Origin of the sequence: Streptomyces sp. NPDC059524 (assembly GCF_042749255.1) — a bacterium.
GTDB classification, from domain to species: Bacteria; Actinomycetota; Actinomycetes; order Streptomycetales; family Streptomycetaceae; genus Streptomyces; species Streptomyces xanthii.
Window position 1 is genome coordinate 1 of sequence record NZ_JBHYTK010000129.1, and the last position, 23792, is coordinate 23792.

At 72.8% G+C, this 23792-nt stretch carries 19 protein-coding genes and 1 pseudogene; 11 read left to right on the forward strand and 9 right to left on the reverse strand.

The window, feature by feature from the left end:
- Nucleotides 1-209: pseudogene (locus ACFW9D_RS28835) on the reverse strand (hypothetical protein); the annotation flags it as partial.
- A complete protein-coding gene (locus ACFW9D_RS28840; protein WP_384626527.1) occupies nucleotides 206-823 on the reverse strand; it encodes a biotin transporter BioY in 618 nt (205 codons plus the stop codon). The pseudogene ACFW9D_RS28835 and the gene ACFW9D_RS28840, both read right to left, overlap by 4 nt.
- Nucleotides 824-1019: 196 nt before the next feature.
- Here ACFW9D_RS28840 and ACFW9D_RS28845 point away from each other — a divergent pair, with 196 nt between their 5' ends.
- A complete protein-coding gene (locus ACFW9D_RS28845) occupies nucleotides 1020-1700 on the forward strand; it encodes a TetR/AcrR family transcriptional regulator (RefSeq protein ID WP_188335574.1) in 681 nt (226 codons plus the stop codon).
- A 58-nt stretch (nucleotides 1701-1758) separates the two neighbouring features.
- Here the strand turns inward: ACFW9D_RS28845 and ACFW9D_RS28850 are convergent, their stop codons facing one another.
- Entirely contained in the window at nucleotides 1759-2613 is an 855-nt protein-coding gene (locus ACFW9D_RS28850) for an oxidoreductase (protein WP_384626531.1), read from the reverse strand.
- A gap of 330 nt (nucleotides 2614-2943) precedes the next feature.
- On the opposite strand from ACFW9D_RS28850, the gene ACFW9D_RS28855 reads away from it, so the two are divergent.
- Nucleotides 2944-4833, forward strand: coding sequence for an ABC transporter ATP-binding protein (locus tag ACFW9D_RS28855; protein WP_384626533.1), 1890 nt, complete (start codon nucleotides 2944-2946; stop codon nucleotides 4831-4833).
- Between the two features lie 90 nt (nucleotides 4834-4923).
- Nucleotides 4924-6138, forward strand: coding sequence for a PucR family transcriptional regulator (locus ACFW9D_RS28860; RefSeq protein WP_384626536.1), 1215 nt, complete (start codon nucleotides 4924-4926; stop codon nucleotides 6136-6138).
- Here the strand turns inward: ACFW9D_RS28860 and ACFW9D_RS28865 are convergent.
- The 3 genes from ACFW9D_RS28865 to ACFW9D_RS28875 all read right to left on the reverse strand — a co-directional run bounded on the left by ACFW9D_RS28865 (nucleotide 6110) and on the right by ACFW9D_RS28875 (nucleotide 11425).
- Complete coding sequence (locus ACFW9D_RS28865; protein ID WP_384626568.1) at nucleotides 6110-8287, reverse strand: FdhF/YdeP family oxidoreductase; 2178 nt, start codon at nucleotides 8285-8287, stop codon at nucleotides 6110-6112. The genes ACFW9D_RS28860 and ACFW9D_RS28865 overlap by 29 nt on opposite strands.
- 238 nt (nucleotides 8288-8525) lie before the next feature.
- Complete coding sequence (locus ACFW9D_RS28870) at nucleotides 8526-8813, reverse strand: hypothetical protein (protein WP_188335577.1); 288 nt, start codon at nucleotides 8811-8813, stop codon at nucleotides 8526-8528.
- A 41-nt stretch (nucleotides 8814-8854) separates the two neighbouring features.
- Complete coding sequence (locus ACFW9D_RS28875) at nucleotides 8855-11425, reverse strand: ATP-dependent Clp protease ATP-binding subunit (protein ID WP_384626538.1); 2571 nt, start codon at nucleotides 11423-11425, stop codon at nucleotides 8855-8857.
- Between the two features lie 211 nt (nucleotides 11426-11636).
- Here ACFW9D_RS28875 and ACFW9D_RS28880 point away from each other — a divergent pair, with 211 nt between their 5' ends.
- The 4 genes from ACFW9D_RS28880 (at nucleotide 11637) to meaB (ending at nucleotide 17329) form a co-directional block, all read left to right on the forward strand.
- Nucleotides 11637-12224 carry a DsbA family protein gene (locus ACFW9D_RS28880; protein ID WP_384626541.1) on the forward strand — a complete coding sequence of 196 codons (588 nt, stop codon included), beginning with the start codon at nucleotides 11637-11639 and terminating at the stop codon, nucleotides 12222-12224.
- A gap of 107 nt (nucleotides 12225-12331) precedes the next feature.
- Complete coding sequence (locus ACFW9D_RS28885; protein WP_384626544.1) at nucleotides 12332-14143, forward strand: methylmalonyl-CoA mutase family protein; 1812 nt, start codon at nucleotides 12332-12334, stop codon at nucleotides 14141-14143.
- Nucleotides 14143-16317, forward strand: coding sequence for a methylmalonyl-CoA mutase (scpA, locus tag ACFW9D_RS28890; protein WP_384626548.1), 2175 nt, complete (start codon nucleotides 14143-14145; stop codon nucleotides 16315-16317). The genes ACFW9D_RS28885 and scpA overlap by 1 nt, the downstream gene beginning before the upstream one ends.
- A 4-nt stretch (nucleotides 16318-16321) precedes the next feature.
- Entirely contained in the window at nucleotides 16322-17329 is a 1008-nt protein-coding gene (gene meaB / locus ACFW9D_RS28895; protein ID WP_188335581.1) for a methylmalonyl Co-A mutase-associated GTPase MeaB, read from the forward strand.
- A gap of 3 nt (nucleotides 17330-17332) precedes the next feature.
- Here meaB and ACFW9D_RS28900 read toward each other — a convergent pair whose 3' ends face one another.
- Nucleotides 17333-17707 carry a (2Fe-2S) ferredoxin domain-containing protein gene (locus ACFW9D_RS28900; protein ID WP_384626551.1) on the reverse strand — a complete coding sequence of 125 codons (375 nt, stop codon included), beginning with the start codon at nucleotides 17705-17707 and terminating at the stop codon, nucleotides 17333-17335.
- A gap of 229 nt (nucleotides 17708-17936) precedes the next feature.
- Between ACFW9D_RS28900 and ACFW9D_RS28905 the strand changes: the two genes are divergently transcribed.
- The gene (locus ACFW9D_RS28905) at nucleotides 17937-19319 is read left to right on the forward strand and encodes an MFS transporter (protein WP_384626553.1); all 1383 of its coding nucleotides are present in this window, start codon (nucleotides 17937-17939) and stop codon (nucleotides 19317-19319) included.
- On the opposite strand, the gene ACFW9D_RS28910 is transcribed toward ACFW9D_RS28905, so the two are convergent.
- Nucleotides 19262-19882 (reverse strand): TetR/AcrR family transcriptional regulator, encoded by a 621-nt coding sequence (locus tag ACFW9D_RS28910; protein ID WP_384626557.1) that lies wholly within the window; start codon nucleotides 19880-19882, stop codon nucleotides 19262-19264. The two genes, ACFW9D_RS28905 and ACFW9D_RS28910, sit on opposite strands and share 58 nt — an antisense overlap.
- A gap of 182 nt (nucleotides 19883-20064) precedes the next feature.
- Here ACFW9D_RS28910 and ACFW9D_RS28915 point away from each other — a divergent pair, with 182 nt between their 5' ends.
- Both ACFW9D_RS28915 and ACFW9D_RS28920 read left to right on the forward strand, forming a co-directional pair.
- Complete coding sequence (locus ACFW9D_RS28915; protein WP_384626560.1) at nucleotides 20065-21624, forward strand: AMP-binding protein; 1560 nt, start codon at nucleotides 20065-20067, stop codon at nucleotides 21622-21624.
- 31 nt (nucleotides 21625-21655) lie between these two features.
- Complete coding sequence (locus tag ACFW9D_RS28920) at nucleotides 21656-22855, forward strand: acyl-CoA dehydrogenase family protein (RefSeq protein ID WP_384626563.1); 1200 nt, start codon at nucleotides 21656-21658, stop codon at nucleotides 22853-22855.
- Here the strand turns inward: ACFW9D_RS28920 and ACFW9D_RS28925 are convergent.
- Nucleotides 22845-23234: a VOC family protein gene (locus ACFW9D_RS28925; RefSeq protein WP_384626565.1), complete on the reverse strand. Its 390-nt coding sequence runs from the start codon at nucleotides 23232-23234 to the stop codon at nucleotides 22845-22847. The two genes, ACFW9D_RS28920 and ACFW9D_RS28925, sit on opposite strands and share 11 nt — an antisense overlap.
- Before the next feature lie 127 nt (nucleotides 23235-23361).
- Between ACFW9D_RS28925 and ACFW9D_RS28930 the strand changes: the two genes are divergently transcribed.
- Nucleotides 23362-23580, forward strand: a complete 219-nt coding sequence (locus tag ACFW9D_RS28930) for a hypothetical protein (RefSeq protein WP_188335588.1) — start codon at nucleotides 23362-23364, stop codon at nucleotides 23578-23580.
- Nucleotides 23581-23792 lie beyond the last annotated feature (212 nt).

The following is a 23792-nucleotide window of genomic DNA, read 5'->3' on the forward strand; positions in this document are numbered from 1 at the left end:
TTCCCCTTCGCGTGCTGCTTCTCCACCGCACGCGCCGAACCCGCGTGCGTCGCCTCGTCGATCCGCCGCCGCAGATCATCGAGCTTCCCGGCGGTCGTGTGGATGTCGATCTCGTTCATGTGTCCCTGCTGTCCCTGAGGTCCTGGCTGTCCCGGCTGTTCCTGCTGTACCTGTACCGCACGTGTCGACGGGGTCGACGCGTCGGTCAGCCCTTGTCCGTCGTCCCGTCGATCCGGCCCACCACGCGCCACGCCGCCGGGAGCAGCCCGGCCGCGAGGGCGGCCTTGAGCGCGTCACCGACGAGGAAGGGGACCACACCGGCCGCGATCGCGGCGCTCGCCGACATGCCGGTGCTCAGCGCGAGCCAGGTCGTGCCCGCCACGTAGATCGCCAGCGTCGCGAGGGCGTACATCGGCAGCGCGCGCCACGGGGAGCGGTCGGCGCCCAGGCGGGCGCCCTGGCCGACGAGGGCGGCGGCGATCAGGAAGCCGATCAGGTAGCCGCCGGTCGCGCCGAAGACCACGTGGGCGCCGCTCGCGCCGTGCGCGAACACCGGCAGACCGACGGCGCCGAGCACGAGGAGGAGCGCCTGGCTCGCGACCGCGCGGGCCGGGCCGAGGGCCGCCGCGGTGAGCAGCACGGCGAAGGTCTGTCCGGTGACCGGCACCGGAGAGCCGGGCACCGGGACCGCGAACTGGCCGGCGAGGGCCGTCAGGCCGGTGCCGAGCGCCACGAGGAGCGTGGTGCGGGCCACCGCGGATCCGGGCAGCAGCCGGTCGGCGAGCACCGGGTGGCGGTGCGGCTGAGCGAGGGTGAGAGCCATGAGTCGTACTCCAGAGTCAGTGGGCGCCCGGCTCCTGTCGAGGGTGGGGCGGGCCCGGAGCGGAAGGTGTCGGCGGCACGGCGCCCACCTCCTTGGTACTCGATATCGCCATGACGGTACTCAGTACCATTGTATTGAGCAAGTGGCCCCCACCTGCCGAGACAGGAAGCCCCGAGACAGGAGAGGATGAGCGATCATGAGCAAGCCATCCGCACGGTCCCGCCTCGCCGACGCCGCCTTCGCCCTCTTCGACGAGCGCGGCTACGAGCAGACGACCGTGGACGACATCGCGGAGCGGGCCGGGGTGGGGCGCACGACGTTCTTCCGGCACTACCGGTCCAAGGAAGAGGTCATCTTCCCGGACCACGACCGGCTGCTCGATCTGATCCGGGACCGGCTGAACACGTCGAACAGCGGCACCGCGCTGGTCGCGGTCTCCGACGCGGTGCGCCTGGTCCTGCTGCACTATCTGGACGAGGGCGAGCTGGCCCGCCGCCGCTACGGCCTGACCAGCAAGGTGTCGGCGCTGCGCGACCGGGAGATCGCGAGCGTGGCGCGCTATCAGCGGCTGTTCCGCGAGTTCATCTCGGACTGGATGGGCGATCCGACCGAATCGGCCTCCCTGCGGGCCGAGTTGATGGCGGCGAACGTGGTGGCCGCGCACAACCACGTGCTGCGGCGCTGGCTGCGCGGCGAGTCCGCCGACCCCGTCTCCGAGATGGACGAGGCGATGCGTGAGGTCCTGGCCCTGTTCCCGACTCCGGTGCCCGGCGCCGGCTCCGGCTCGGGCACCACCGTCATCGCCTTCCGCACCGGCCAGGACCTGGACGCGCTGCTGCCGGAGCTGCGCCGTCTGGTGGAGGACGGCAGGCCCTGAGACCTGCCGCCGCCCCTTGCCGTTCCCGACCGGTCCCTGCCGGCCGGTTCAGCGCCACTCAGTCGAAGTCGGTGGGCCGCCCCAGCGGCTCGACCGCGTCGAGCTCGCGCAGCCGCTCGCCGAACCGCTCCCTGATCCGGTCCACGGCGTTCGCCCCTAGCGGCAGCCGCAGCGGCGGGTCGTCCATGCTCGTGGCCGCGATGACGGCGCGGGCCGCCTTGACCGGGTCGCCGGGCTGGCTGCCGTGGCGGGCGAGGAACGCCTCGCGGGCCGGGTCGAGCACGGGCCGGTAGTCGTCGATCGGTGTGGCGAAGCGCACGGAACGGCCGGTGAAGTCGGTCCGGAACGGGCCCGGTTCGACGATGAGCACGCGGATCCCGAGATGCGCGACCTCGGCGGCCAGCCCCTCCGAGAGCCCTTCGAGGGCGAACTTGGTCCCCGCGTAGGCGCCGCCGCCGAGCGTGCCGGACACGCCCGCGACGGACGAGATCTGCACGATGTGCCCACCGCGCCGGGCGCGCATCGACGGCAGGACGGCCCGGGTCACGTCGACCGCGCCGAAGACGTTCGTGTCGAACTGCCGGCGCAGTTCGACGTCCGAGAGCTCCTCCAGGGCGCCGCGCAGGGCATATCCGGCGTTGTTCACGAGCACGTCGACACGGCCGAACTCCTTCAGGGCGGTGTCGACGGCCTGCCGTACCTGCCCGGGGTCGGTCACGTCGAGCGGGAGCGCCCGTACGCGGTCGGGGGCGAGGGCCACCAGGTCCTCGAGGGCGCGCGGGTCGCGGGCGGTGGCGACGAGCCGGTCCCCCTCGGCGACGACCTCCTCGGCCAGGGCGCGGCCGAGCCCGGTGCTCGTACCGGTGACGAACCACACGCGGCCGTCCGGGCGTTCGGACTCACGGGACGACATCGGCACTCCTCGCTTCGATCCTCACGGCGCTCCGCCGGCCCGCAGTCAACAGGAGTGCGGGGCGCCGCTCAAGACGCCCGGGGAGGCGCGCGCCGTGGCGGCGCGCACCCCTTCAGCAGACCTCGTCCGTCACACCCGTATCAAGCACGGCGATTCGGCCAACGGAGCGGGAACCGGGGCCGTTCGGGCACCGAGGGCGTCGCTGCGGCGGCCCGGGATTCCGCGGTCGCGCGACGTCCGGAATCGAGCGCGTTCGAATCCGCCGCGGGCTCGTTGTCCCGGTCACCGCCGCACCACCCGGGTGCGGTGTGCCGGAGCAGGAGGACCTGGATGACCATGACCCGTACCGTGCCGCCCGAGCCGGACACCCCTCCTCCCCCGCCGCCCGCGACGATCACCTTCGAGGGCAAGTACGGGGAGAACCCGCTGGCCGGAGCCGGTTTCGGCGCGATGTGCCGGCGGCTGCCGGCGGTGCTCGCCCACACCGCGCGGATGGCCTGGGCCGTCGACAGGACCGGCGTCGTGCTGCTGCTCGTGTGCCAGCTGCTCACCGGCGGCGCGGCCGCCCTGGCGCTCGCGTCGACCGCCGAGGCCATGCGCCACCTCCTCGGCGCGGGCCCCGTCACCGAACGCCTGCACGCCTCGCTGCCGGACCTCCTCGCCGTCACGGCGGGCGCCGCCGCGGGCCGGATCAGCGGCGCCCTGGCCTCGTACGCCGACGGCCGGATCACGCCCCTGCTGATCACCGAGGCCGATGTCGCGCTCGTCGGCGCCGTGTGCCGGGTGGAGTCGGCCGCGTACGGGGAGGACGGGTTCAGCGACCGGCAGGAGGCCGCCGAGGTCGGGGTCACCCGGACCCGGACGATGGTGCAGGACGCGCAGCGCTTCCTCGCGGCGCTGATCCGGATGGCGGCCGCGGCCGGGGTCGTCACCACCCTGCACCCCACGATGCTGCCGCTGCTCCTCCTGGCCGTCCTCCCGGCCGGCGCCGGCGCGGTCCTGTCCGCGCGCGTCGACTACGAGACGCACTACCTGAACGTCGGCGACCGCAACGTCCGCTCGATGATGCGCTGGTGGGCCACCTACTCCCGCTACGGCGACGAGGTGCGGGCGAACGGGATGACCGGCTACCTCCTGTACTGGTACCGGGCCCTGTCCGACCGGATCGACCGGCGCACGCTGACGGCCGCGCCCCGCATGCTGCGGATCACCCTGTCCACGGCCGCGCTCGGCGGACTGTTCCTGTGTCTCACGTGGGCGGTGCTCGCCTGGCTCGCGGTGACGGGCCGGGTGGCGCTGCCCGTGGCGGCGACCGCCGTGGTGGCGGTGCAGACGGCACTGGCCGCGCTGTCGCAGTTCGTGCAGAACGGCGCGGCGATGTTCCACACCTCGCTGTACCTCGCCGACATGCGGTCCTTCCTGGGGCTCGCGGCCGAGCGCGCGCCGCGGCGCGGCACCGCGGCCGTCCCCGAGCGGGTCGACGAGATCCGGCTCGACGAGGCCGTCTACCGCTACCCCGGCAAGGACCGCCCGGCCGTCGACGGCGTCTCGCTGGCCCTGCGCCGCGGCGAGATCCTCGCGGTCGTCGGGGAGAACGGCTCGGGCAAGAGCACGCTGACCCGGCTGCTCACCGGGATTCTGCTGCCCGACAAGGGACGCGTCCTGTGGGACGGCACGGATCTGGCCGGCGCGGACCCCGACTCCGTGTGGCGGCGCACCGCGCTGGTGCCGCAGAACTTCGCGTGCTGGCCGCTGCGGGTCCGGGAGAACGTGACGCTGGGGCAGCCGAGGACGTACGACGACGACGCGGTGTGGGAGGCGGTCGACGCGGTCGGGATGCGCGAGCCCGTCGAGCGTCTGCCGCAGGGGCTGGACACGCTGCTCGCCAAGGAGCTGTGGGGCGGCGCCGAGCTGTCCGGCGGCCAGTGGCAGCGCCTGGCGTGTGCCCGCGCCCTGTACCGCGACACGCCGCTCGTGATCCTCGACGAGCCGACCTCGCAGATGGACCCGCGCGGGGAGCACCAGATCTTCGAGCGGATCCGGCGCGGGGCGGCCGGGCGCATGACGATCGTGGTGACGCACCAGCTGGAGAACACGCGGTGCGCCGACCGTGTCGTGGTGATGGAGCACGGGCGGATCGTCGAGCAGGGCACGTACGAGGAACTCGCCCACGCGGGCGGTCTGTTCGCCGACCTCGTCCGGCTCGCCGGGGACCGGTGACACGCCCCGCCCGGTGATCGTCACCCCCGCCCCGTCCGGTCGCTGCGCGTAGCATCGCAGGGGCCGGACGAGGGTGGACGGGGAGCTCAGATGGGTGATCGCGGGGCGGTAGGCGCGGCGCTGCCGGCCGAGCTGGTGGCGTGGGCCGGGCGGCCGGCGCGGGCCCTCCCCGCCCCCGTGCGCGGGGGGGGGCGCCCGCGCTACGCCCTGTCCGGCGGGCACGCCGTCGCCCCGGCGGCCGATCTGCACCGCTCCGTCGACGTGAACCTGCGCTTCGTCGTGCGGGGGCTCGCGGACCCGGACCACACCCCCGATCTGGCGGCGCCCTCGGAGACGGGCCGGCGCCGCGCGCACCAGCGGGCCCCGCTGCCGGAGGTGCTGCGCTGCTACCGGATCGCGTGCGCGATGCTCTGGGACCTGATGCTGGGGCACGTGCGCGCCGAGGGGGACGCGAGGACGCTGGACGCGCTGGTCGACGCGTCGAGCGCGCTGTGGCGGCTGTCCGACGAGCACGCGCTGGCGCTCACGGAGGCGTACCGGGCGGCGACGGCGGAGCTGCTCACCGCGCAGCAGCGGCGCCGTTCGGCGCTGGTGGAGGCGCTGTTCACGGGGCAGCTGGTGCTCGACTCGGGGGCGTGGGAGGTGGGCAAGCTGCTCGGCCTGCCGCTCGACACGGACCTCGTCGTGGTGGCGGCGGAGAACTCGGGGCTCGCCGAGGAGAGCCTGATCGGGGTCGAGCGCCGGCTCGCCGAGATCGGGGTCGTGTCGGCGTGGCAGCTGACACCGACCCTCCAGACCGGGGTGGTGGCGCTGCGCGTGGAGCAGCACACGGCGGCCCTGAAGACGCTGCGGGACGCGGCCACGGCCCGCACCGGGGTGAGCCCGGCGTACCGGTCGCTGTCCGACACGCCGCGGGCGCTGCACCTGGCCCGCTCCGCGCTGGCCGGTGTGCCGGTCGGGACGGCGGAGGTGCGCAGCTTCAGCGGGAGTCCGCTGGCCGCGCTGATCGCGTACGACCCGGACGAGGGGCGGCGCCTGGCCCGGGAGGTCCTCGGGCCGGTGCTCGAACTGCCGGCCGAGGACCGGGACCCGCTGCTGCGGACACTGGAGGTGTTCGTGGAGCAGTCGGGCTCTGCGGACGAGGCGGCGCGGCTGCTGCACTGCCACCCGAACACGGTCCGCTACCGCCTGGGCCGGATCCGCGAGCTCACGGGCCGCTCGCTGGGCGACCCGCGCGCTCTCGCGGAACTGGTGACGGCGGTGGACGCGGTGCGGCTCAGCCGGCCGGTTCGACGGTCACCTTGACGTGCTTCATGATCGGCTGGTCGCTCTGGGTGCTGTAGTCGTCCAGGGCGCACAGCACGTTCATCTCGGGCATGTACCCGGCGGCACAGCCGCGCGGCATGTCGTAGGGGATCGCGAGATAGCCGTTCAGGCTGCGGGTGCTGCCGTCCCGGGCGGTGCTGGTGATGTCGACCGGGTCCATCTCGGAGATGCCGCGTTCGCGCATGTCGTCCTTGTTCATGAAGACGAGGCTGCGCAGGTTCTTGATGCCCCGGTACCGGTCGTTGTCGGAGTAGATCGTGGTGTTCCACTGGTCGTGGGAGCGCATGGTGCCGAGCGCCAGGGTGCCCGCGGCGGGGACGACGTCGGGCAGCGGGGCGGTGGAGAACTCGGCCTTGCCGGACTCGGTGAGGAAGACCAGCTCGCGCGCGGGCTGCTTGATCCGGAAGCCGAGCGGGAGCCGCACCCGCCGGTTGCAGTCCTCGAACCCGTCCAGGACCTGGGCCATCGTGTCGCGGACCCGGTCGTAGTCCTCGATGTACCACTCCCACGGGGTGTCGCTCTCGGGCAGCGTGGCGCGGGCCATGCCGGCGATGATCGCGGGCTCGGAGAGCAGGTGCTTGGACGCGGGGCGCTTCATGCCGACGGACAGGTGCACCATGCTCATCGAGTCCTCGACGGAGGTGCTCTGGACGCCGGCCTTCTGCTGGTCCTTCTCGGTGCGGCCGAGGCAGGGCAGGATGAGCGCCTTGCGGCCGTGGACGACGTGGCTGCGGTTGAGCTTGGTGCTGACCTGCACGGTGAGCTCGCAGTTGCGCAGGGCGGCGTACGTGTACGGGGTGTCGGGGGCGGCCAGCGCGAAGTTGCCGCCCATGCCGACGAAGACCTTCACGTCGCCGGCGCGCATGGCCTTGATGGTGTGCACGGTGTCGAGGCCGTGGGCGCGCGGCGGGTCGATCTTGCAGACGTCGGCGAGCCGCTGGAGGAACTCCTCGGTGGGCCGGTGGTCGATGCCGCAGGTGCGGTTGCCCTGCACGTTGCTGTGGCCGCGCACGGGGGACGGCCCGGCGCCCTCGCGGCCGAGGTTGCCGCGCAGCAGCAGGACGTTGACGATCTCGCGGACGGTGTCGACGCCGTGCTCGTGCTGGGTGACACCCAGGCACCAGCTGATGATGCTGCGGTCGGCCTCGCCGTAGACGCGCGCGGCCTTGAGGATCGCCTCCCGGGTCAGGCCCGACTGGCGTTCGATCTCGTCCCACGAGGTGGCCTCGCACAGGGCCCGGTACTCCTCGAAGCCGGTGGTGTGCCGGTCGATGAACTCCTGGTCGAGGGCCTTGGGGTCGGTCCCCGACTGTTCGAGGACGGCCTTGGCGAGGCCGCGCAGGAAGGCCATGTCGCCGCCGATGCGCACCTGGAGGTTCAGGGTGCTGGTCCGCGTCGACTTGTTGAGGGCCATGTCGGTGAAGTCGTGCGGGATGATCGTGCGGGTGGCGGCCGCCTCGACGAGCGGGTTGACGTGCACGATCTGGGCGCCGCGGTGGTAGGCCTCGGCGAGGGCGGTGAGCATGCGCGGCGCGTTCGACGCGGCGTTGACGCCCATGATGAACAGGGCGTCGGTGCTCTCCCAGTCCTTGAGGTCGCAGGTGCCCTTGCCGGTGCCGAGCGCCGCCTGGAGGGCGCGGCCGCTGGCCTCGTGGCACATGTTGGAGCAGTCGGGCAGGTTGTTGGTGCCGAGTTCGCGGGCCCAGAGCTGGTAGAGGAACGTGGCCTCGTTGCCGAGCCGGCCCGAGGTGTAGAACGAGGCCTGGTTCGGGTCGTCGAGCTCGCGCAGGGTGCGGCCGACCAGCTCGAAGGCGTCGCGCCAGCTGATGGGCACGTAGTGGTCGGTGTCCGGGTCGTAGACCATCGGTTCGGTCAGCCGGCCCTGGTCCTCGAGCGCGTAGTCGGTCCACTCGGACAGCTCGGTCACGGAGTGCGCGGCGAAGAAGTCGCGCCCGACCCGCTTGGGGGTCATCTCCCAGGTGACGTGCTTGATGCCGTTCTCGCAGATGTCGAGCTTGAGGCCCTTGAGGTCGTCGGGCCAGGCGCATCCGGGGCAGTCGAAGCCGCCGTTCTCGTGGTTCATCTTGAGGATGGCGCGGGGCCCGTCGGTCGCGCGTTCGCGCGCCATGAACCGGGTGACGCTCTTGGCGGCCCCCCAGCCCGCGGCCGGGTGGTGGTACGGGTGGAATTCCGGCTCCCCCTCGGGGACGGGGCCCACGCGGGGCTCCGTCCCCTCCTGGCCGGCCTGGGAGGCGTTCACGACGGTGTTCCTCTCCGCCCCTCGGGGGCTTTCACGTCTGCGGGACGACGGGTGTGACGCGGTGACGGGGTGCTGGGGTCACGGGGTGACGCGGTGAGCGGCCGGGTCAGCGGTCGTAGCGGGACGGCGGGAAGGCGTCGCGCTCGGCGCGGCGGGTGTCGCCCGTGCGCAGCTCCCCGCTCGCCGCCTGCCGGTCGATCTCGGCGTGCGCCTCCTCGTACTGGACGGCGGCCGGTTCGGGCGCGCCGTCGGGCAGGCCGACGGCGCGGCGGTCCCGCTCGGTGCGGCGCTCCAGGCGTTCGCTGTCGGGGCGGCGCGGCAGGCCGCGGCCGTGGTCGCTGTCGCGGTCCGGGTCCCCGCCGACCTCGCGGTTCGGCTTGTGGTGGTGCACCATCGCTCCTCCTCGAATGCCTACACTGCGGGAGAACTCGCAGGTCAGGACGTGGTCTCGGAGTCGGCGGCGGCCGGCTCGGGCCCGTCCTCGGGCTGCGGGTCCCCCTTACGAACAGTGCAGTGCAGCGTGTCGTTCCGCACGTCGGCGACGATGGTGTCGCCCGGTTCCGCGTCGCCGCTCAGGAGCAGCGAGGCGATGCGGTTGTCCAGTTCGGACTGGACGGTGCGGCGCAGCGGGCGGGCGCCGAACTCGGGCTGGTGACCGTGCGCGATCAGGAGCTTGCGGGCCGCTTCGGTGACCTCGAGCTTCAGGCCCTGGGCGTGGACCCGGTGCTCGCTGAGGTCGAGGAGGTGGCCGAGGATCTCGCCGAGGTCGTCCTCGGTGAGGCTGTGGAAGACGATGATGTCGTCGATCCGGTTGAGGAACTCGGGCAGGAAGCGGGTGCGCAGCTCGTCCATGAGCTCGTCCTTGAGCTCGGCGGCGTCGCCCTCGTGCGCGAGGATGCGGTGCGCCCCGATGTTCGACGTCATGATCACCACGCAGTGCCGGAAGTCGACGGTGCGGCCCTGCGAGTCGGTGAGCCGGCCGTCGTCGAGGATCTGCAACAGTGTGTTGAAGACGTCGGGGTGCGCCTTCTCGATCTCGTCGAAGAGGACGACGCTGTAGGGGCGCCGGCGGACCTTCTCGGTGAGCTGTCCGGCCTCGTCGTAGCCGACGTATCCGGGCGGGGCGCCGACCAGGCGGGCGACGGTGTGCTTCTCCTGGAACTCGCTCATGTCGAAGCGGACCATGCTGGACTCGTCGCCGAACAGCAACGCGGCCAGGGTCTTGGCGAGTTCGGTCTTGCCGACGCCGGTCGGGCCGAGGAAGAGGAAGGAGCCGACGGGCCGGTTCGGATCGCCCATGCCCGCGCGGTTGCGGCGGACGGCTTCGGAGACGGCGGTGACGGCCTCGTCCTGGCCGACGACGCGGGCGTGCATCTCTTCCTCGAGCTTGAGGAGCTTCTGCTTCTCGGACGCGGTGAGCTGGGAGACGGGGATGCCGGTGCGCCGCGAGACGATGTCCGCGATGTCGGAGGCCGTGACGGAGACGACGCCCTCGCGGCGCTCCTCGATCCCGGCGAGCTCGCCCTCCACCTCGGCGATGTCGCGCTTCAGCTCGGAGGCCCGCTCGAAGTCCTCGGCGGCGATCGCCTGGTCCTTCTCCCGGGTCAGCTTGGCGATCTTGTCCTCGCGGCTGACGATCTCGGTGGAGCGTCCGGCGCTGCGCAGCCGGACCCGGGCACCGGCCTGGTCCATGAGGTCGATGGCCTTGTCGGGCAGGAAACGGTCGCCGATGTAGCGGTCGGACAGCTCGGCCGCGGCGGCCAGTGCCCCGTCGGCGAAGCGGACCTGGTGGTGGGCCTCGTACGCGTCGCGCAGGCCCTCCAGGATCTGGACGGTCTGCTCCACGGTCGGCTCGGGGATGAGCACGGGCTGGAAGCGGCGCTCGAGCGCGGCGTCCTTCTCGATGTGCTTGCGGTACTCGTCGATGGTGGTGGCGCCGACGACGTGCAGTTCACCGCGGGCGAGGGCGGGCTTGAGCATGTTGCCCGCGTCCATCGCGCCCTCCCCCGTGGCGCCCGCGCCGACGACGGTGTGGAGTTCGTCGATGAAGAGGATGATGTCGCCGCCGGCGTTCTGGACGTCCTCGATGACCTTCTTCAGACGCTCCTCGAACTGGCCGCGGTACTGCGCGCCCGCCACCATCCCGGACAGGTCGAGCGCGACGACGCGCTTGCCCTTCAGCGTCTCCGGCACCTCGCCCGCGACGATCCGCTGGGCCAGGCCCTCCACGATCGCCGTCTTGCCGACCCCCGGCTCACCGATCAGCACCGGGTTGTTCTTCGACCTGCGCGACAGGATCTCGACGGTCTGCTCGATCTCCTCGGCCCGGCCCACCACCGGGTCGAGCTTCCCGGCCTTCGCCTCCTCGGTCAGGTCCCGGCCGTACTCGTCCAGGGTCGTGGCGGGCTGTCCGGTGCCGGCCGCCCCGTTCTCCCCGCGCGGGGCCGCCTGCTCGGTGAGCCCGGAGAGCTTCCCCGGGTCGAGACCGTCGGCGCGCACCATCTTGGCCGCGCCGGTGTCGGGGTCGCCGAGGAGGGCGGCCAGGATGTGCTCGGGTCCGATGTAGGAGACACCGGCCTGCTGGGAGCGGGCGTAGGCGTCGGCGAGGGTCCGCTTGGCCGCCGGGGTGAGCCCGGGGTCGGCGGACGGTTCGCCGGACTCCCCCGGCAGCACCTTGGCGATCTCGGCGGCGAGGGCGTCGGGGTCGACACCGGCGCGGGCCAGCAGCCGCCGCGACGGGTCGACCTTGGTGGCCGCCCACAGGAGGTGCTCGGTGTCCAGGTCGGAGCTGCCGTCCTCGACGGCCTTGCGCGCGGCCAGGTTGACGAGCTCCGTGGACGATTCCGTCAGCAGCCGCCCGATGGGAACACGCTGTACGGCGGGCGGGGACGACGCGGGGGACATTCCGAAGAAGCGGTTCAGCATCTCGCTGAACGGATCCGAGGAACCGAAGGGGTCGGAGGAACCGAAGGGATCGGAACCGAATCCGAAGGACGACATCGACATGGCAACTCCCGATGGGCAGTGCGACGTGCCTCTCCAGACAAGCCCGGCCGGTGCCCCGCCGCAACCGAATGGGGCCCCCGTGATCACTGTCCCGGGCTCCTGCCGCCCGGTTCTGGCACGGCGCACAAACGGCGTTGTGAGGGCCCACAAAACGAACGGACGCGCAGGTCCCCGGGCCGCACGCGGCACCGTTCCGTGTCAGTCTCGAAGCATGGTTCCCGCACAGACGACCGGCAGCGGCGGCACGACCCTGTACTACGGCGACACGGGTGACGCGCACCGGCTCCAGGTCTTTCTCGAACTGCGCGACCGGGCCAGCGCGCATCTGGCCGCGAGTCTGCTCGACACGTTCCGCGACGGCGCCGACGCGGGCGATTTCGTCCTCGAGTTCCATTTCGCGGCGGTCATGGACGACACGGTCGGCGGCAGCGGTTCTCGGCGGGCGCTGGCGGCGCTGGGCGCGGCCGCGGACGTGGGCGCCGGTCCGTTCATGGACTATCTCGGCGCCCTGTTCGCGGCGCAGCCCTTCCCTCCCGGCGACGACGGATTCGGCGTTCCGGCGCACCTGCTGTCGGTGGCCGGCACGGTCGCGGGCCTGCGGTCCGCGGACTTCGACGCCAAGGTCGCCCAGGACGTCTACAACACGTGGGCGGCGGAGGTGACCGGAGCCTTCGCGTCCTTCGGTCTCGTGGGCACGCCGGCCGTCCGCTACGACGACACCGTGATCCCGGTGGTGAACGTGGACGGCACCGCGGTCATGACGCCGCGGGAGTTCGCCGAGCAGCTCGCGTCCGCCTGAACGACCGCTCGCGGCCGTCTAGAGTCCTGATCCGGTTCTGGCAAGGAGAACAAGGTCACACTCTGTATACCTGCTGCTCCCGCGCGGATCTGACCTAGCATCCGAGCATGACGGTCCTGCCTGACGACGGGCTCTCCCTGGCGGCCGAGTTCCCTGACGCGACACATGAACAGTGGCAGCACCTGGTCGCGGGTGTTCTGCGCAAGTCGGGTAAGGAAGTCTCGGCCGCGGAAGCGGAAGAAGCCCTCTCCACCGCGCTGGAGGACGGGTTGCGTGCCCGCCCCCTCTACACCGCGCACGACGACACCCCCGCCTCCGGGCTGCCCGGCTTCGCACCGTTCGTGCGCGGCGGCCGCCCCGAGGGGAACACGCTGGGCGGCTGGGACGTGCGCCAGCCGCACTCCCGCCCCGACTCCGCGGCGGTCCTCGCCGACCTGGAGAACGGGGTCACGTCCCTGTGGCTGACCGTGGGCGGCGAGGCCGGCATCCCGGTCGACGCGCTCCCGGCCACCCTGGAGGGCGTGTACCTGGACCTCGCGCCGGTGGTGCTCGACGCGGGCGCCGAGGTCGAGGCCGCGGCCCGCACGCTGTTCGAGATCTACGCCGCCCGGGGCGTCGCCGCGGACGCGGTGCGCGGCAACCTGGGCGCCGACCCGCTGGGCCACGAGGCCCGCACCGGCGCGTCGTTCGGCTTCGCGCCGGTCGCGGCGCTGGCGAAGCACTGCGCCGAGGAGTACCCGGGGCTGCGCGCCCTGACGGTGGACGCGCTGCCGTACCACGAGGCGGGCGGCTCGGCCGCACAGGAGCTGGCCTGCTCGCTGGCCACCGGTGTCGCGTACCTGCGGGAGCTGACGGCGGCCGGGCTGAGCGTCGAACAGGCCCTCGGGCAGCTGGAGTTCCGCTACGCGGCGAGCGCCGACCAGTTCCTGACGATCGCCAAGTTCCGTGCGGCGCGCCGCCTTTGGGCCCGTGTCGCCGAGGTGTGCGGGGCGCCCGAGGCGGGCGCGCAGGTGCAGCACGCGGTGACGTCGCCGGTGATGATGACGCGCCGCGACCCGTGGGTGAACATGCTGCGCACGACGATCGCGACGCTCGCGGCCGGCGTCGGCGGCGCGGACGCGGTGACGGTGCTCCCGTTCGACCACGCGCTGGGCCTGCCCGACGCGTTCGCGCGCCGCATCGCGCGCAACACGTCGACGATCCTCGTCGAGGAGTCGCACCTGGCCCGGGTGATCGACCCGGCCGGCGGCTCCTGGTACGTGGAGCGCCTCACCGACGAACTGGCGCACGCCGCCTGGGAGTTCTTCCAGGAGATCGAGCGCGGGGGCGGCCAGGCGGCGGCGCTCGGCTCGCGTCTGGTGCACGACCGGATCGCGGCGACGTGGGCCGCGCGCAGCGCGCGGATCGCGGAGCGCCGCGAACCGGTCACGGGTGTCAGCGAGTTCCCGTTCCTGGCCGAGCAGCCGGTGGTCCGCGAGCCGCTGCCCGCCCAGCCGTCCGGCGGTCTGCCGCGGGTGCGCCGTGACGAAGCGTTCGAGGAGCTGCGGGCCCGCTCGGACGCGTTCCTGGCGAGGACGGGCGCCCGCCCGAAGGTGTTCCTCGCGGCGCTCGGCCCGGCCGCGGCGCACTCGGCGCGCCTCACCTTCGCCGCGAACCTGTTCCAGGCGGGTGGCGTCGAGCCGGTCACCGAGGGCTCGTTCGAGGACAGCGGCACCACCGAGGTGTGCGTGTGCTCCAGCGACAAGCTGTACGCGGAGCAGGCCGACGAGACGGTGGCCGCGCTGCGCGCCGCCGGTGCCTCGCACGTGGCGCTGGCCGGCCGCCCGGGACCGTACGCGGACGTCGACTCGTACGTCTACGCAGGCTGTGACGCCGTGGCCGTACTGTCCGCCACGCTCGACCGCATGGGAGTGTCCTGATGTCCGTACCCGACTTCTCCGGCGTCGAGCTGGGCACGCCCGGCTCCGGGCCGGGCGCCGACGTGTGGAACGCGGCGGTCAAGCAGGCCGCCGACGGTTCCGACCTGCTGTGGGAGACGCCCGAGGGCATCGGCGTCAAGCCGCTGTACACGGGACAGGACCTCGAGGGCCTGGACTTCCTGGACACGTTCCCGGGCGCGGCCCCGTATCTGCGCGGCCCGTACCCGACGATGTACGTGAACCAGCCGTGGACGATCCGTCAGTACGCGGGCTTCTCCACGGCCGAGGAGTCCAACGCGTTCTACCGGCGCAATCTGGCGGCCGGTCAGAAGGGTCTGTCCGTCGCGTTCGACCTGCCGACGCACCGCGGCTACGACAGCGACCACCCGCGGGTGACGGGTGACGTCGGCATGGCCGGTGTCGCGATCGACTCGATCTACGACATGCGGCAGCTGTTCGACGGCATCCCGCTGGACAAGATGACCGTGTCGATGACGATGAACGGCGCGGTGCTGCCCGTGCTCGCGCTGTACATCGTGGCGGCGGAGGAGCAGGGCGTTCCGCCGGAGAAGCTCGCGGGGACCATCCAGAACGACATCCTCAAGGAGTTCATGGTCCGCAACACGTACATCTATCCGCCGGGCCCGTCGATGCGGATCATCTCCGACATCTTCGCGTACACCTCCCAGCGGATGCCCCGCTACAACTCGATCTCGATCTCGGGCTACCACATCCAGGAAGCGGGTGCGACGGCCGATCTGGAGCTGGCGTACACGCTCGCCGACGGTGTCGAGTACATCCGGGCGGGGCGCGAGGCGGGGCTGGACGTGGACGCGTTCGCGCCGCGGCTCAGCTTCTTCTGGGCGATCGGCATGAACTTCTTCATGGAGGTCGCGAAGCTGCGCGCGGCCCGCCTGCTGTGGGCGAAGCTGGTCAAGCAGTTCGACCCGCAGAACGCCAAGTCGCTGTCCCTGCGCACGCATTCGCAGACCTCGGGCTGGTCGCTGACGGCGCAGGACGTGTTCAACAACGTGACGCGTACGTGTGTCGAGGCGATGGCGGCGACGCAGGGCCACACTCAGTCGCTGCACACGAACGCGCTGGACGAGGCGCTCGCCCTGCCGACCGACTTCTCGGCGCGCATCGCCCGCAACACGCAGCTGCTGATCCAGCAGGAGTCCGGCACGACGCGCACGATCGACCCGTGGGGCGGCAGCGCCTACGTGGAGAAGCTGACGTACGACCTGGCGCGGCGGGCCTGGCAGCACATCCAGGAGGTCGAGCAGGCCGGCGGCATGGCGAAGGCCATCGACGCGGGCATCCCGAAGCTGCGGGTCGAGGAGGCGGCGGCGCGCACGCAGGCCCGCATCGACTCGGGCCGGCAGCCGGTGATCGGCGTCAACAAGTACCGGGTGGACAGCGACGAGCAGATCGAGGTCCTGAAGGTCGACAACTCGTCGGTGCGCGCGCAGCAGATCGCCAAGCTGCGCCGGCTGCGCGAGGAGCGCGACGAGACGGCCTGCCAGGACGCGCTCGCGGCGCTGACCCGGGCGGCCGGCGGTGACGGCAACCTGCTGGAGCTCGCCGTGGTCGCGGCGCGCGCCAAGGCGACCGTCGGCGAGATCTCGGACGCCCTGGAGAAGGTGTACGGGCGGCACGCGGGCCAGATCCGTACGATCTCCGGCGTGTACCGCAACGAGGCAGGGGAGTCCGCCAACGTGGACCGGACCAGGGAGCGCGTCGACGCGTTCGCCGAGGCGGAGGGACGCCGGCCGCGCATCCTGGTCGCGAAGATGGGCCAGGACGGCCATGACCGCGGCCAGAAGGTGATCGCGACGGCCTTCGCCGACCTGGGCTTCGACGTGGACGTCGGCCCGCTGTTCCAGACGCCTGGCGAGGTCGCCCGGCAGGCGGTCGAGGCGGACGTGCACATCGTCGGTGTGTCGTCGCTGGCCGCCGGCCACCTGACGCTGGTGCCCGCGCTGCGCGAGGCACTGGCCGAGGAGGGCCGCGAGGACATCATGATCGTGGTCGGCGGTGTGATCCCGCCCCAGGACGTGCCGACGCTCCTGGAGATGGGCGCGGCGGCGGTGTTCCCGCCCGGCACGGTCATCCCGGACGCGGCGCACGATCTGATCGAGCGGCTCGCCGTCGACCTCGGGCACGACGCGTAGTCCGATGGCGCCTCTCGATCTCGACACGTACGTCAAGGGTGTCCTCGACGGGAAGCGGGCGCTCGTCGCCCGCGCCGTCACCCTGGTGGAGTCGACGCGGCCGCAGCACCGGGCGCTGGCGCAGGAGTTGCTGACCGCGCTCCTGCCGCACAGCGGCCGGTCGCGGCGCATCGGGATCAGCGGGGTGCCGGGGGTGGGCAAGTCGACGTTCATCGACGCCTTCGGCACCATGCTGACCGGGCTCGGGCACCGCGTGGCGGTGCTCGCCGTCGACCCGTCCTCCACGCGGACCGGCGGTTCGATCCTGGGCGACAAGACGCGCATGGAGCGGCTCGCGGTCGACGCGAACGCCTTCGTGCGCCCCTCCCCCAGCGCGGGCACGCTCGGTGGCGTCGCCAAGGCCACCCGGGAGTCCATGGTGGTCATGGAGGCCGCGGGCTACGACGTGATCCTCGTGGAGACCGTCGGCGTCGGGCAGTCGGAGACCGCGGTCGCCGACATGGTCGACACGTTCCTGCTGCTGAGTCTGGCGCGCACCGGTGACGGCCTCCAGGGCATCAAGAAGGGCGTCCTGGAGCTGGCCGACGTGATCGCGGTGAACAAGGCGGACGGCCCGCACGAGCGGGACGCCCGCGCGGCCGCGCGTGAACTGGCGGGCGCGCTGCGGCTGATGCACGGCAAGGACGCGTTCTGGACGCCGCCCGTGCTGCACTGCAGCGCGCGCGAGTCGACGGGCCTGGACACGGTGTGGGAGCGGCTCGAACAGCACCGCACCCTGCTCGACTCGACGGGCCGGCTCGCCGAGCGGCGCAGGGACCAGCAGGTCGGCTGGACCTGGGCGATGGTCCGCGACGAGCTCCTCGGAAGGCTCCACGCGGCACCGGCCGTACGGGCCCTGTCCCCCGGCCTCGAACAACAGGTCAGGGCGGGCGAGTTGACGGCGACGGTGGCGGCGGAGCGGCTGCTCGCCGCGTTCCGCGACGGCGAACGCTCCGCCGACCGGCCGGAATAGGCCCTAGAGGGCGTCGCGGACCCGGCGTGACGGCTTGAACGCGTAGAGGTCGAGGATGTCGGGGCAGGGCGCGACGCCCGGCCCGCCGGCCCGCACCCACGCCAGGATGTCCTCGGTCGCCTCCGCGTCGTTGACGAGCCCGAACCAGGCCGGGCGGCCTCCGGCGGCCCGGCCCTCCGTCGACGGCTGGACCACGATCACGTTGGCCTGGTCGCAGACGTCGAGGCACTTGGAGATCTGCACGGGCGCCCCGTCCCGCAGCCGCGCGCGCTGGGCGGCGTGGTCACCGGCCACCTTGGGGCTGCCGCAGCAGCAGTCGCGGCACACGACGATCCGGCACGGCGCGGCGGACTTCTTCGGCTTTCCCATGCCGATCATGCTATGCGGCACCCCAGCAGGCCCCTGAACCGGCCCCGCCCCTCGGCGGGGCCGTTCTGCGTGCCGCCGCGTGCACGGACCCATTGACCGGAGGTGTCCAGCGGGTTACGTTGCCGAACAACTCAATCGTTAGCGGACGAGTTGTTCAGTAACTCCGTTCGGCGCCGCAGACGACGCCGCTCCCCCGGCGCCGCGCCTGCCCGCTCCCTGACACCGCAGGAGTTCGCGCATGCCCTCGCAGCCATCCCCGCCCCCGGTCCTCGACCGCCTGGACCCCCTGGAGGCGCCCGCGTTCGACCGGCGGCGCGCCTGGACCGTCACCGCGCTGATCGTCACGTTCATGATCATCAACTTCGCCGACAAGTCGGTCCTGGGGCTCGCCGCCGGGCCGATCATGCGCGAGCTGGACATCAGCCACGGGACGTACGGGCTGATCTCCAGCTCCTACTCGGTGCTCTTCAGCCTGTCCGGGCTCCTGGTGGGCTTCTTCTCGTCCCGGATCTCCAGCCGGGTGCTGCTCTTCGTGATGTGCCTGGTGTGGGGCGTCGCCCAGCTGCCGGTGCTGATCGTGGCGGCGGTGCCGGCCCTCGTCGTGGGGCGGGTGCTGCTGGGCGCCGCCGAGGGGCCGGCCACGCCGATGTCGATGCACGCCCTGTACAAGTGGTTCCCGGCGGGGCGGCGCGGACTGCCGTCCGCGCTCCAGATCAGCGGGGCCGCGCTCGGCACGCTGGTCGCGGCGCCGCTGGTGACCTGGCTGATCACATCGTTCGGCTGGCGCTCGGCGTTCGCCGCGCTCGCGGTGGTGAGCGTCGCCTGGAGCGCCGTGTGGTGGTTCCTCGGGCACGACGGCCCGTACGACCGCACGCAGCAGCGGTCCGCGGACGCGGCCCGGGCGGAGCCGGAGGCGCGGGGACGGGTGCCCTACCGGCGGCTGCTGCTGTGCGGCACGGTGATCGGCAGCGTGGCGAGCGCGTTCGGCGCCCAGTGGGCGATGACGCTCAGTCAGGCGTGGCTGCCCTCGTACCTGCAGACGGAGATGGCCATGAGCCCCGGCGCGGCGGCCTCGACGCTCAGCACCGTGTCCGGGCTGAGCTTCCTGCTGCTGCTCGCGCTGTCCCCCGCGGTCGACCGGCTGACCCGGCGCGGTGTGTCCTCGCGCTGGTCGACCGGTGTGCCGCAGGGCGTCGCGGTGCTCTGCGCGGGTACGGCGATGGCACTGATCCCGCTCGCCGCGCCGGGCGCCGGGCGGATCGCCCTGATCGCGATCGCGTTCGGCGCGCACTCGATCGCGTTCCCGCTGCACTACATGACGGCCGCGGCGGTGGCGCCGGGCGCGCAGCGGGGCGCGCTGTTCGGCATCGTGGCGGCGACGGGGACCCTGCCGGCCCTGCTCGCACCGTCCCTGACGGGGCGTTTCCTGGACTCGGCGGCGTCCTCCGGAGCGGGCTACGCGCGGTCCTTCGCGCTGGCGTCCGCGGTGATGATCGTCTGCGGTCTCGTGGCGGTCCTTCTCATCCGTCCGGCCCGGGACGCCGCACGGCTCGCCGCGTTCCGTCAGGCGGAGCCGTCGGGGGCGGGCACGTCCGGGCCCGGGAAGCCGCTGGCCCAGTAGCGGCCGCGCAGCGCCAGGTCGAGGAGCATGCGCACGGCCTCCTCGGCCGGCACGGGCGGGGCGTCCTGCTCCGCCCACCAGCGCAGCACGGCGACCTGTTCGCCGACCCAGACGCGGGCCAGAAGGTCAGCGTCGATGCGCGGCTGCACGTCGTTGCGCTCGGCGCGGGCCTTGAACTCCCGGGCGGCGTAGGCCGAGCAGGCGTCCATGAACATCTGCAGGGGCTTGCCGTCGCCCTCGCCCCGCAGCACGGCCCGGTAGGTGTCCCGCTCGTCGGTGACGTGCCGGAGCATCTCCAGGACCGGTTTGCCGGTGAAGCCGACGGCACTGTCGGCCATCACGGGTTCGAGACGCTGCGCGAGCTCGTCGAGCAGGTCCCTCGTGACCCGGGCGAACAGGTCGTCCTTGCCCTTGAAGTGGGCGTAGAAGGTGGCGCGGGCCACGTCGGCGCGCTCGGTGATGTCCTCGACGGTCAGCGCGCCGAAGCCGCGCTCCAGCACCAGCTCGACCAGTGCCCCGCCCAGCGCCCGGCGGGTGCGCCTGGTGCGCCTGTCCTCAGCCATGCCGCTTCCCTTCGCCCTGTCGGGGCCGCCCCCTGCCGGGATCGCCCCTGTCGTGGTCGCGCTCAGTCTAGAGGCTCTTGACAGTCCAGTAGTTACCGAACAATGTGTTCAGTAACGGCCTGACTGTTTGACATTCGGCAGATGCGGCCGTTCCCGCTGAACTTCCACGGAGGAGACGGTCGATGAACCTCGGCACGTACCTGACCCGCAGTGCCCGCTACTGGCCCGACGCGACCGCCCTCGTCTGCGGCGAACGCACCTGGACCTTCGCGGAGCTCGACCGCGCCACCGACCGCCTCGCGGCCGCGCTGCTCGCCCGCGGGCTGCGCCCCGGCGACGCCGTCGCCTCTCTCGCCTGGAACCGGGGCGAGCTGGTGGAGGTCGAATTCGCCCTCTACAAGGCCGGGTTGGTGCGCGCCCCGATCAACGCCCGGCTCGGCCGCACCGAGGTCGGGCACATCCTGGAGTACGCGCCCGTCCGCCTCCTCGTCTTCGACGCGGCGCATCGCGAGGACGCCCTGGCCGCGATCGAGGCGGCGGGCACCGACTGCCTGCCCGTCTCCCTCGACAGCACCTCCGGCGCCGAACTCTCCTACGCCGCGCTGCTCGACGAGGCGGCCGGGGAAGCGCCGGAGCCCGTGGACGTCGACGAGCACGACGCCTGCGTCCTCAACTTCACCTCGGGCTCGACCGGCACGCTCAAGGCAGCGGTGCAGACCTTCGGCAACCGGCTCGCCAACATGCGCAAGCTGCTCATGAACGAGGAGTCCCGGCCGCGCCGCGACTCCCGCTACCTCGCCTGCGGCCCCATCACCCACGCGACCGGCATGACCCTGCTCGCCAACGTCTTCGCGGGCTCCGCGACCCACGTCCTGCCCGCCTGGGACGCCGGGACGTTCCTGGACACCGTGGAGCGGGAGCGGATCACGACGACGTTCCTGGTGCCGGCCATGGTCAACATGGTGCTCGCCCACCCCGGCGCGGACGGGCGCGACCTGTCCAGCCTGACCAGCGTCCGCGTCGGCGGCGCCCCCATCTCCCCGCAGCGCCTCAAGGACGCCGTCGCCCTCTTCGGCCCGGTCGTCGCACAGGGCTACGGACTGGGCGAGACCACCAGCGCCGTCGCCGCGCTCAGCAGCCAGGAGATCGCCCGCGGCCTGGCCGAGGACCCGGAGCTGCTCCAGTCCTGCGGGCGTGCCGTCTACGACACCGAGCTGCGGATCGTCGACGACGCGGGCCGGGCGCTGCCGGCGCGCGAGGTCGGCGAGCTGATCGTGCGCGGCCCGGACTGCGTCCGCGCGTACTGGCGCGAACCGGAGCTGTCCGCCGAGACGTTCAGGGACGGCTGGGTGCACACCGGCGATCTCGCGTGGATGCGCGAGGACGGCTACGTGTTCCTCGTCGACCGCAAGAAGGACATGATCATCTCGGGTGGCTTCAACATCTACTGCACCGAGGTCGAGGCCGCCCTCTACGAGCACCCGGGCGTCCAGGAGGCGTGCGTCGTCGGCGTGCCGGACGAGCGGTGGGGCGAGGCCGTCAAGGCCGTCGTCGTGCCGCGGCCGGGGCACGCGCCGAGCGCCGACGAGATCGCCGACTTCTGCGCCGACCGTCTCGACCGCTTCAAGAAGCCCCGCAGCGTCGACTTCGTGGCCGCGCTCCCCCACAACCGCAACGGCAAGCTCGACCGCAAGGCCGTCCGCGAACCGTTCTGGGCCGACGCCGCCCGCCGCGTCAACTGACCCCCGAGCCGCACCCCTTGAGGAACGACCGATGACTTTCTCCCTGCGCCCCTCCTACGCGCACGACCCCGAACTGGCCGACCTGGTCGACCGTCTGCGCATCTACCTCGACGGCGAGCTCGCCGATCACGAGAAGCAGCACGGCTTCACCCACGCGTCCCGGCTGACCCGTGCCGACCTCGAACCGGTCTGGCGGCGCAGCCGCGAGCTCGGCTTCTACGGCATCCACCTGCCCGAGCGGTACGGCGGACGGAACCTCTCGCACACCGCGCTCGCCGCCCTGAAGGAGGAGGTCGGCGCGTCCGGCCGCGTCCTCGGGCACAGCGTCCTCGGCGACATGGGCGGCCCGCTGCGCGCCGGCGACATCCTGCGCCACGCCACCCCGTACCAACTGGAGCGGTACCTGCTCCCGGTCGTCCGGGGCGAGCGGGCCTGCTGCTTCTCGCTCACGGAGACCGACGCCGGGTCCGACGTGCGCGCGATGCGGACGACGGCCGTGCGGGACGGGGACGGCTACCGGCTCACCGGGCACAAGGTGTTCAGCTCGGCGGGCCCGTTCGCGGACTTCGCGATCGTCGTCGCGCGGATGGCGGGCAGCGGCGAGGCGGAGGGCGAGAAGCCGGCGTTCTCCGCGTTCCTCGTGGATCTCGACAGCCCGGGCTGCACGGTCGCGGAGGGCGCCACGCCGATGTCGGGCGAGCACATCGAGAGCGACATCGTGCTCGACGACTGCCGGGTCCCCGCCGCGAACCTGCTAGGCGAGGAGGGCCGGGGCATGCGGATCGCGCTCGGCCGCGTCACGACGAACCGCCTGCTGCACTGCCCGAACGTCATCGGCGCGACCCGCCGCGCTCTGGCCCTCACCCTGGAGCGGACCCGGACCCGCAAGGTCGCGGGCGGGCAGCCGCTGCTCGCCCTCCAGTCCGTGCAGCACAAGGTCGCCGACATGGCCACCGAGCTGTACGCGGCCCGGTCGATGACGTACGCGGCGCTCGCCGCCCTGGACCGGGGCGAGGAGGTGCGCACGGAGGCGTTCATGAGCAAGCTGTTCGTCGCCGAGTCCGCGTTCCGCATCCTCGACCAGGCCGTCCAGATCCACGGCAAGGAGGGGCTGACCCAGGGCCACGAGATCGAGTTCCTGTTCCGCAAGATCCGCATGTTCCGGGTGCTGACCGGCACATCGGAGATCCAGCGCAACGGGATCGCCCACGGCCTCGCCTTCATGGAGTGACGGGGCGCCCCAGGAGGCAGAACGGATGTCCCGCGGGGTCGGCGAACACCCGCCAGCCCCGGGCGGGTTCGCCCGCGTCGAGCAGTTCCGCGCCCAGCTCCAGGACCCTGGCCTGCGCGGCCTCCAGGTCGGGGACGTCCACGTCGAGGTGGAACTGGGCGGGGCGCTCGGGGTCCGGCCAGCGGGGCGGCCGGTGGTCCGCGACCCGCTGGAAGGCGAGCACGAGGCCGCGCTGGGTGTGCAGGGTCGCCCAGCCGTCGCCCACGGCCCAGCGCCGGTCCGGCCGGTTCACCTCGCCGCCCAGCAGTTCCGCGTAGAACCGGGACAGCACCTCGACGTCGGCGCAGTCGAGGACCACGCACTGCAGCTCTCCGATCATGGCGGCAGGGTCTCACGGGATCCGTGCCCCGCAAGGGCCGCGCCCCACTCAGCCCACCCCTGAGGCAGGACGGGCCGCGGCGGCGGAGAATCGGCCTTCCGAGACCCCTGCCGCGGAGAGGGAGGCCATGAACCGCCACCACTACCTGTGCCAAGGCTGTGCCCAGCCGCTGTTCGTGGTGGCGACCACCCAGGCCGGCAAGCCCGATCTCCGCTGGGAGATCGACCACCAGGACGAGGGCAACCGCGGCTGCTCGGTGCTGCCGCTGCTCCCCCTTCTCGGCGAGGCGACCCAGCCGGAGGCCCTCGAGTACGCGATGGACGTGCTCTCCCCGCTGCGCCGCTGACCGTCCCGGCCCGGCGGCGCCCGGCGTCCGGCCCGCCCCCGGCGCGCTCCCGGGCGCCGGAAATCACCCGCCCGCACCCCCTCCCGGTGGCGGCGCGCCCCGGGGACGAAGGGCGCACCCCCCGCGGTCGGCCCCCCCGCGGGCCGGGTGGTTGGGGGGGTCGGGGCGGGCGCGGTGGGGGGGGGGCGGGGGCCGCGGGGGGGGGGGGGGGG

Excerpts from the sequence above, each read along its gene's own strand:
- ACFW9D_RS28880 (WP_384626541.1), top strand. The coding sequence starts at position 11,637 with ATGGTTCCCGCACAGACGACCGGCAGCGGCGGCACGACCCTGTACTAC.
- ACFW9D_RS28915 (WP_384626560.1), top strand. The coding sequence starts at position 20,065 with ATGAACCTCGGCACGTACCTGACCCGCAGTGCCCGCTACTGGCCCGAC.
- ACFW9D_RS28865 (WP_384626568.1), bottom strand. The coding sequence starts at position 8,287 with ATGGCGCGCGAACGCGCGACCGACGGGCCCCGCGCCATCCTCAAGATG.
- scpA (WP_384626548.1), top strand. The coding sequence starts at position 14,143 with ATGTCCGTACCCGACTTCTCCGGCGTCGAGCTGGGCACGCCCGGCTCC.
- ACFW9D_RS28910 (WP_384626557.1), bottom strand. The coding sequence starts at position 19,882 with ATGGCTGAGGACAGGCGCACCAGGCGCACCCGCCGGGCGCTGGGCGGG.
- ACFW9D_RS28930 (WP_188335588.1), top strand. The coding sequence starts at position 23,362 with ATGAACCGCCACCACTACCTGTGCCAAGGCTGTGCCCAGCCGCTGTTC.
- meaB (WP_188335581.1), top strand. The coding sequence starts at position 16,322 with ATGGCGCCTCTCGATCTCGACACGTACGTCAAGGGTGTCCTCGACGGG.
- ACFW9D_RS28920 (WP_384626563.1), top strand. The coding sequence starts at position 21,656 with ATGACTTTCTCCCTGCGCCCCTCCTACGCGCACGACCCCGAACTGGCC.
- ACFW9D_RS28875 (WP_384626538.1), bottom strand. The coding sequence starts at position 11,425 with ATGTCGATGTCGTCCTTCGGATTCGGTTCCGATCCCTTCGGTTCCTCC.
- ACFW9D_RS28850 (WP_384626531.1), bottom strand. The coding sequence starts at position 2,613 with ATGTCGTCCCGTGAGTCCGAACGCCCGGACGGCCGCGTGTGGTTCGTC.
- ACFW9D_RS28885 (WP_384626544.1), top strand. The coding sequence starts at position 12,332 with ATGACGGTCCTGCCTGACGACGGGCTCTCCCTGGCGGCCGAGTTCCCT.
- ACFW9D_RS28855 (WP_384626533.1), top strand. The coding sequence starts at position 2,944 with ATGACCATGACCCGTACCGTGCCGCCCGAGCCGGACACCCCTCCTCCC.
- ACFW9D_RS28860 (WP_384626536.1), top strand. The coding sequence starts at position 4,924 with ATGGGTGATCGCGGGGCGGTAGGCGCGGCGCTGCCGGCCGAGCTGGTG.
- ACFW9D_RS28905 (WP_384626553.1), top strand. The coding sequence starts at position 17,937 with ATGCCCTCGCAGCCATCCCCGCCCCCGGTCCTCGACCGCCTGGACCCC.
- ACFW9D_RS28900 (WP_384626551.1), bottom strand. The coding sequence starts at position 17,707 with ATGATCGGCATGGGAAAGCCGAAGAAGTCCGCCGCGCCGTGCCGGATC.
- ACFW9D_RS28870 (WP_188335577.1), bottom strand. The coding sequence starts at position 8,813 with ATGGTGCACCACCACAAGCCGAACCGCGAGGTCGGCGGGGACCCGGAC.
- ACFW9D_RS28925 (WP_384626565.1), bottom strand. The coding sequence starts at position 23,234 with ATGATCGGAGAGCTGCAGTGCGTGGTCCTCGACTGCGCCGACGTCGAG.
- ACFW9D_RS28845 (WP_188335574.1), top strand. The coding sequence starts at position 1,020 with ATGAGCAAGCCATCCGCACGGTCCCGCCTCGCCGACGCCGCCTTCGCC.
- ACFW9D_RS28840 (WP_384626527.1), bottom strand. The coding sequence starts at position 823 with ATGGCTCTCACCCTCGCTCAGCCGCACCGCCACCCGGTGCTCGCCGAC.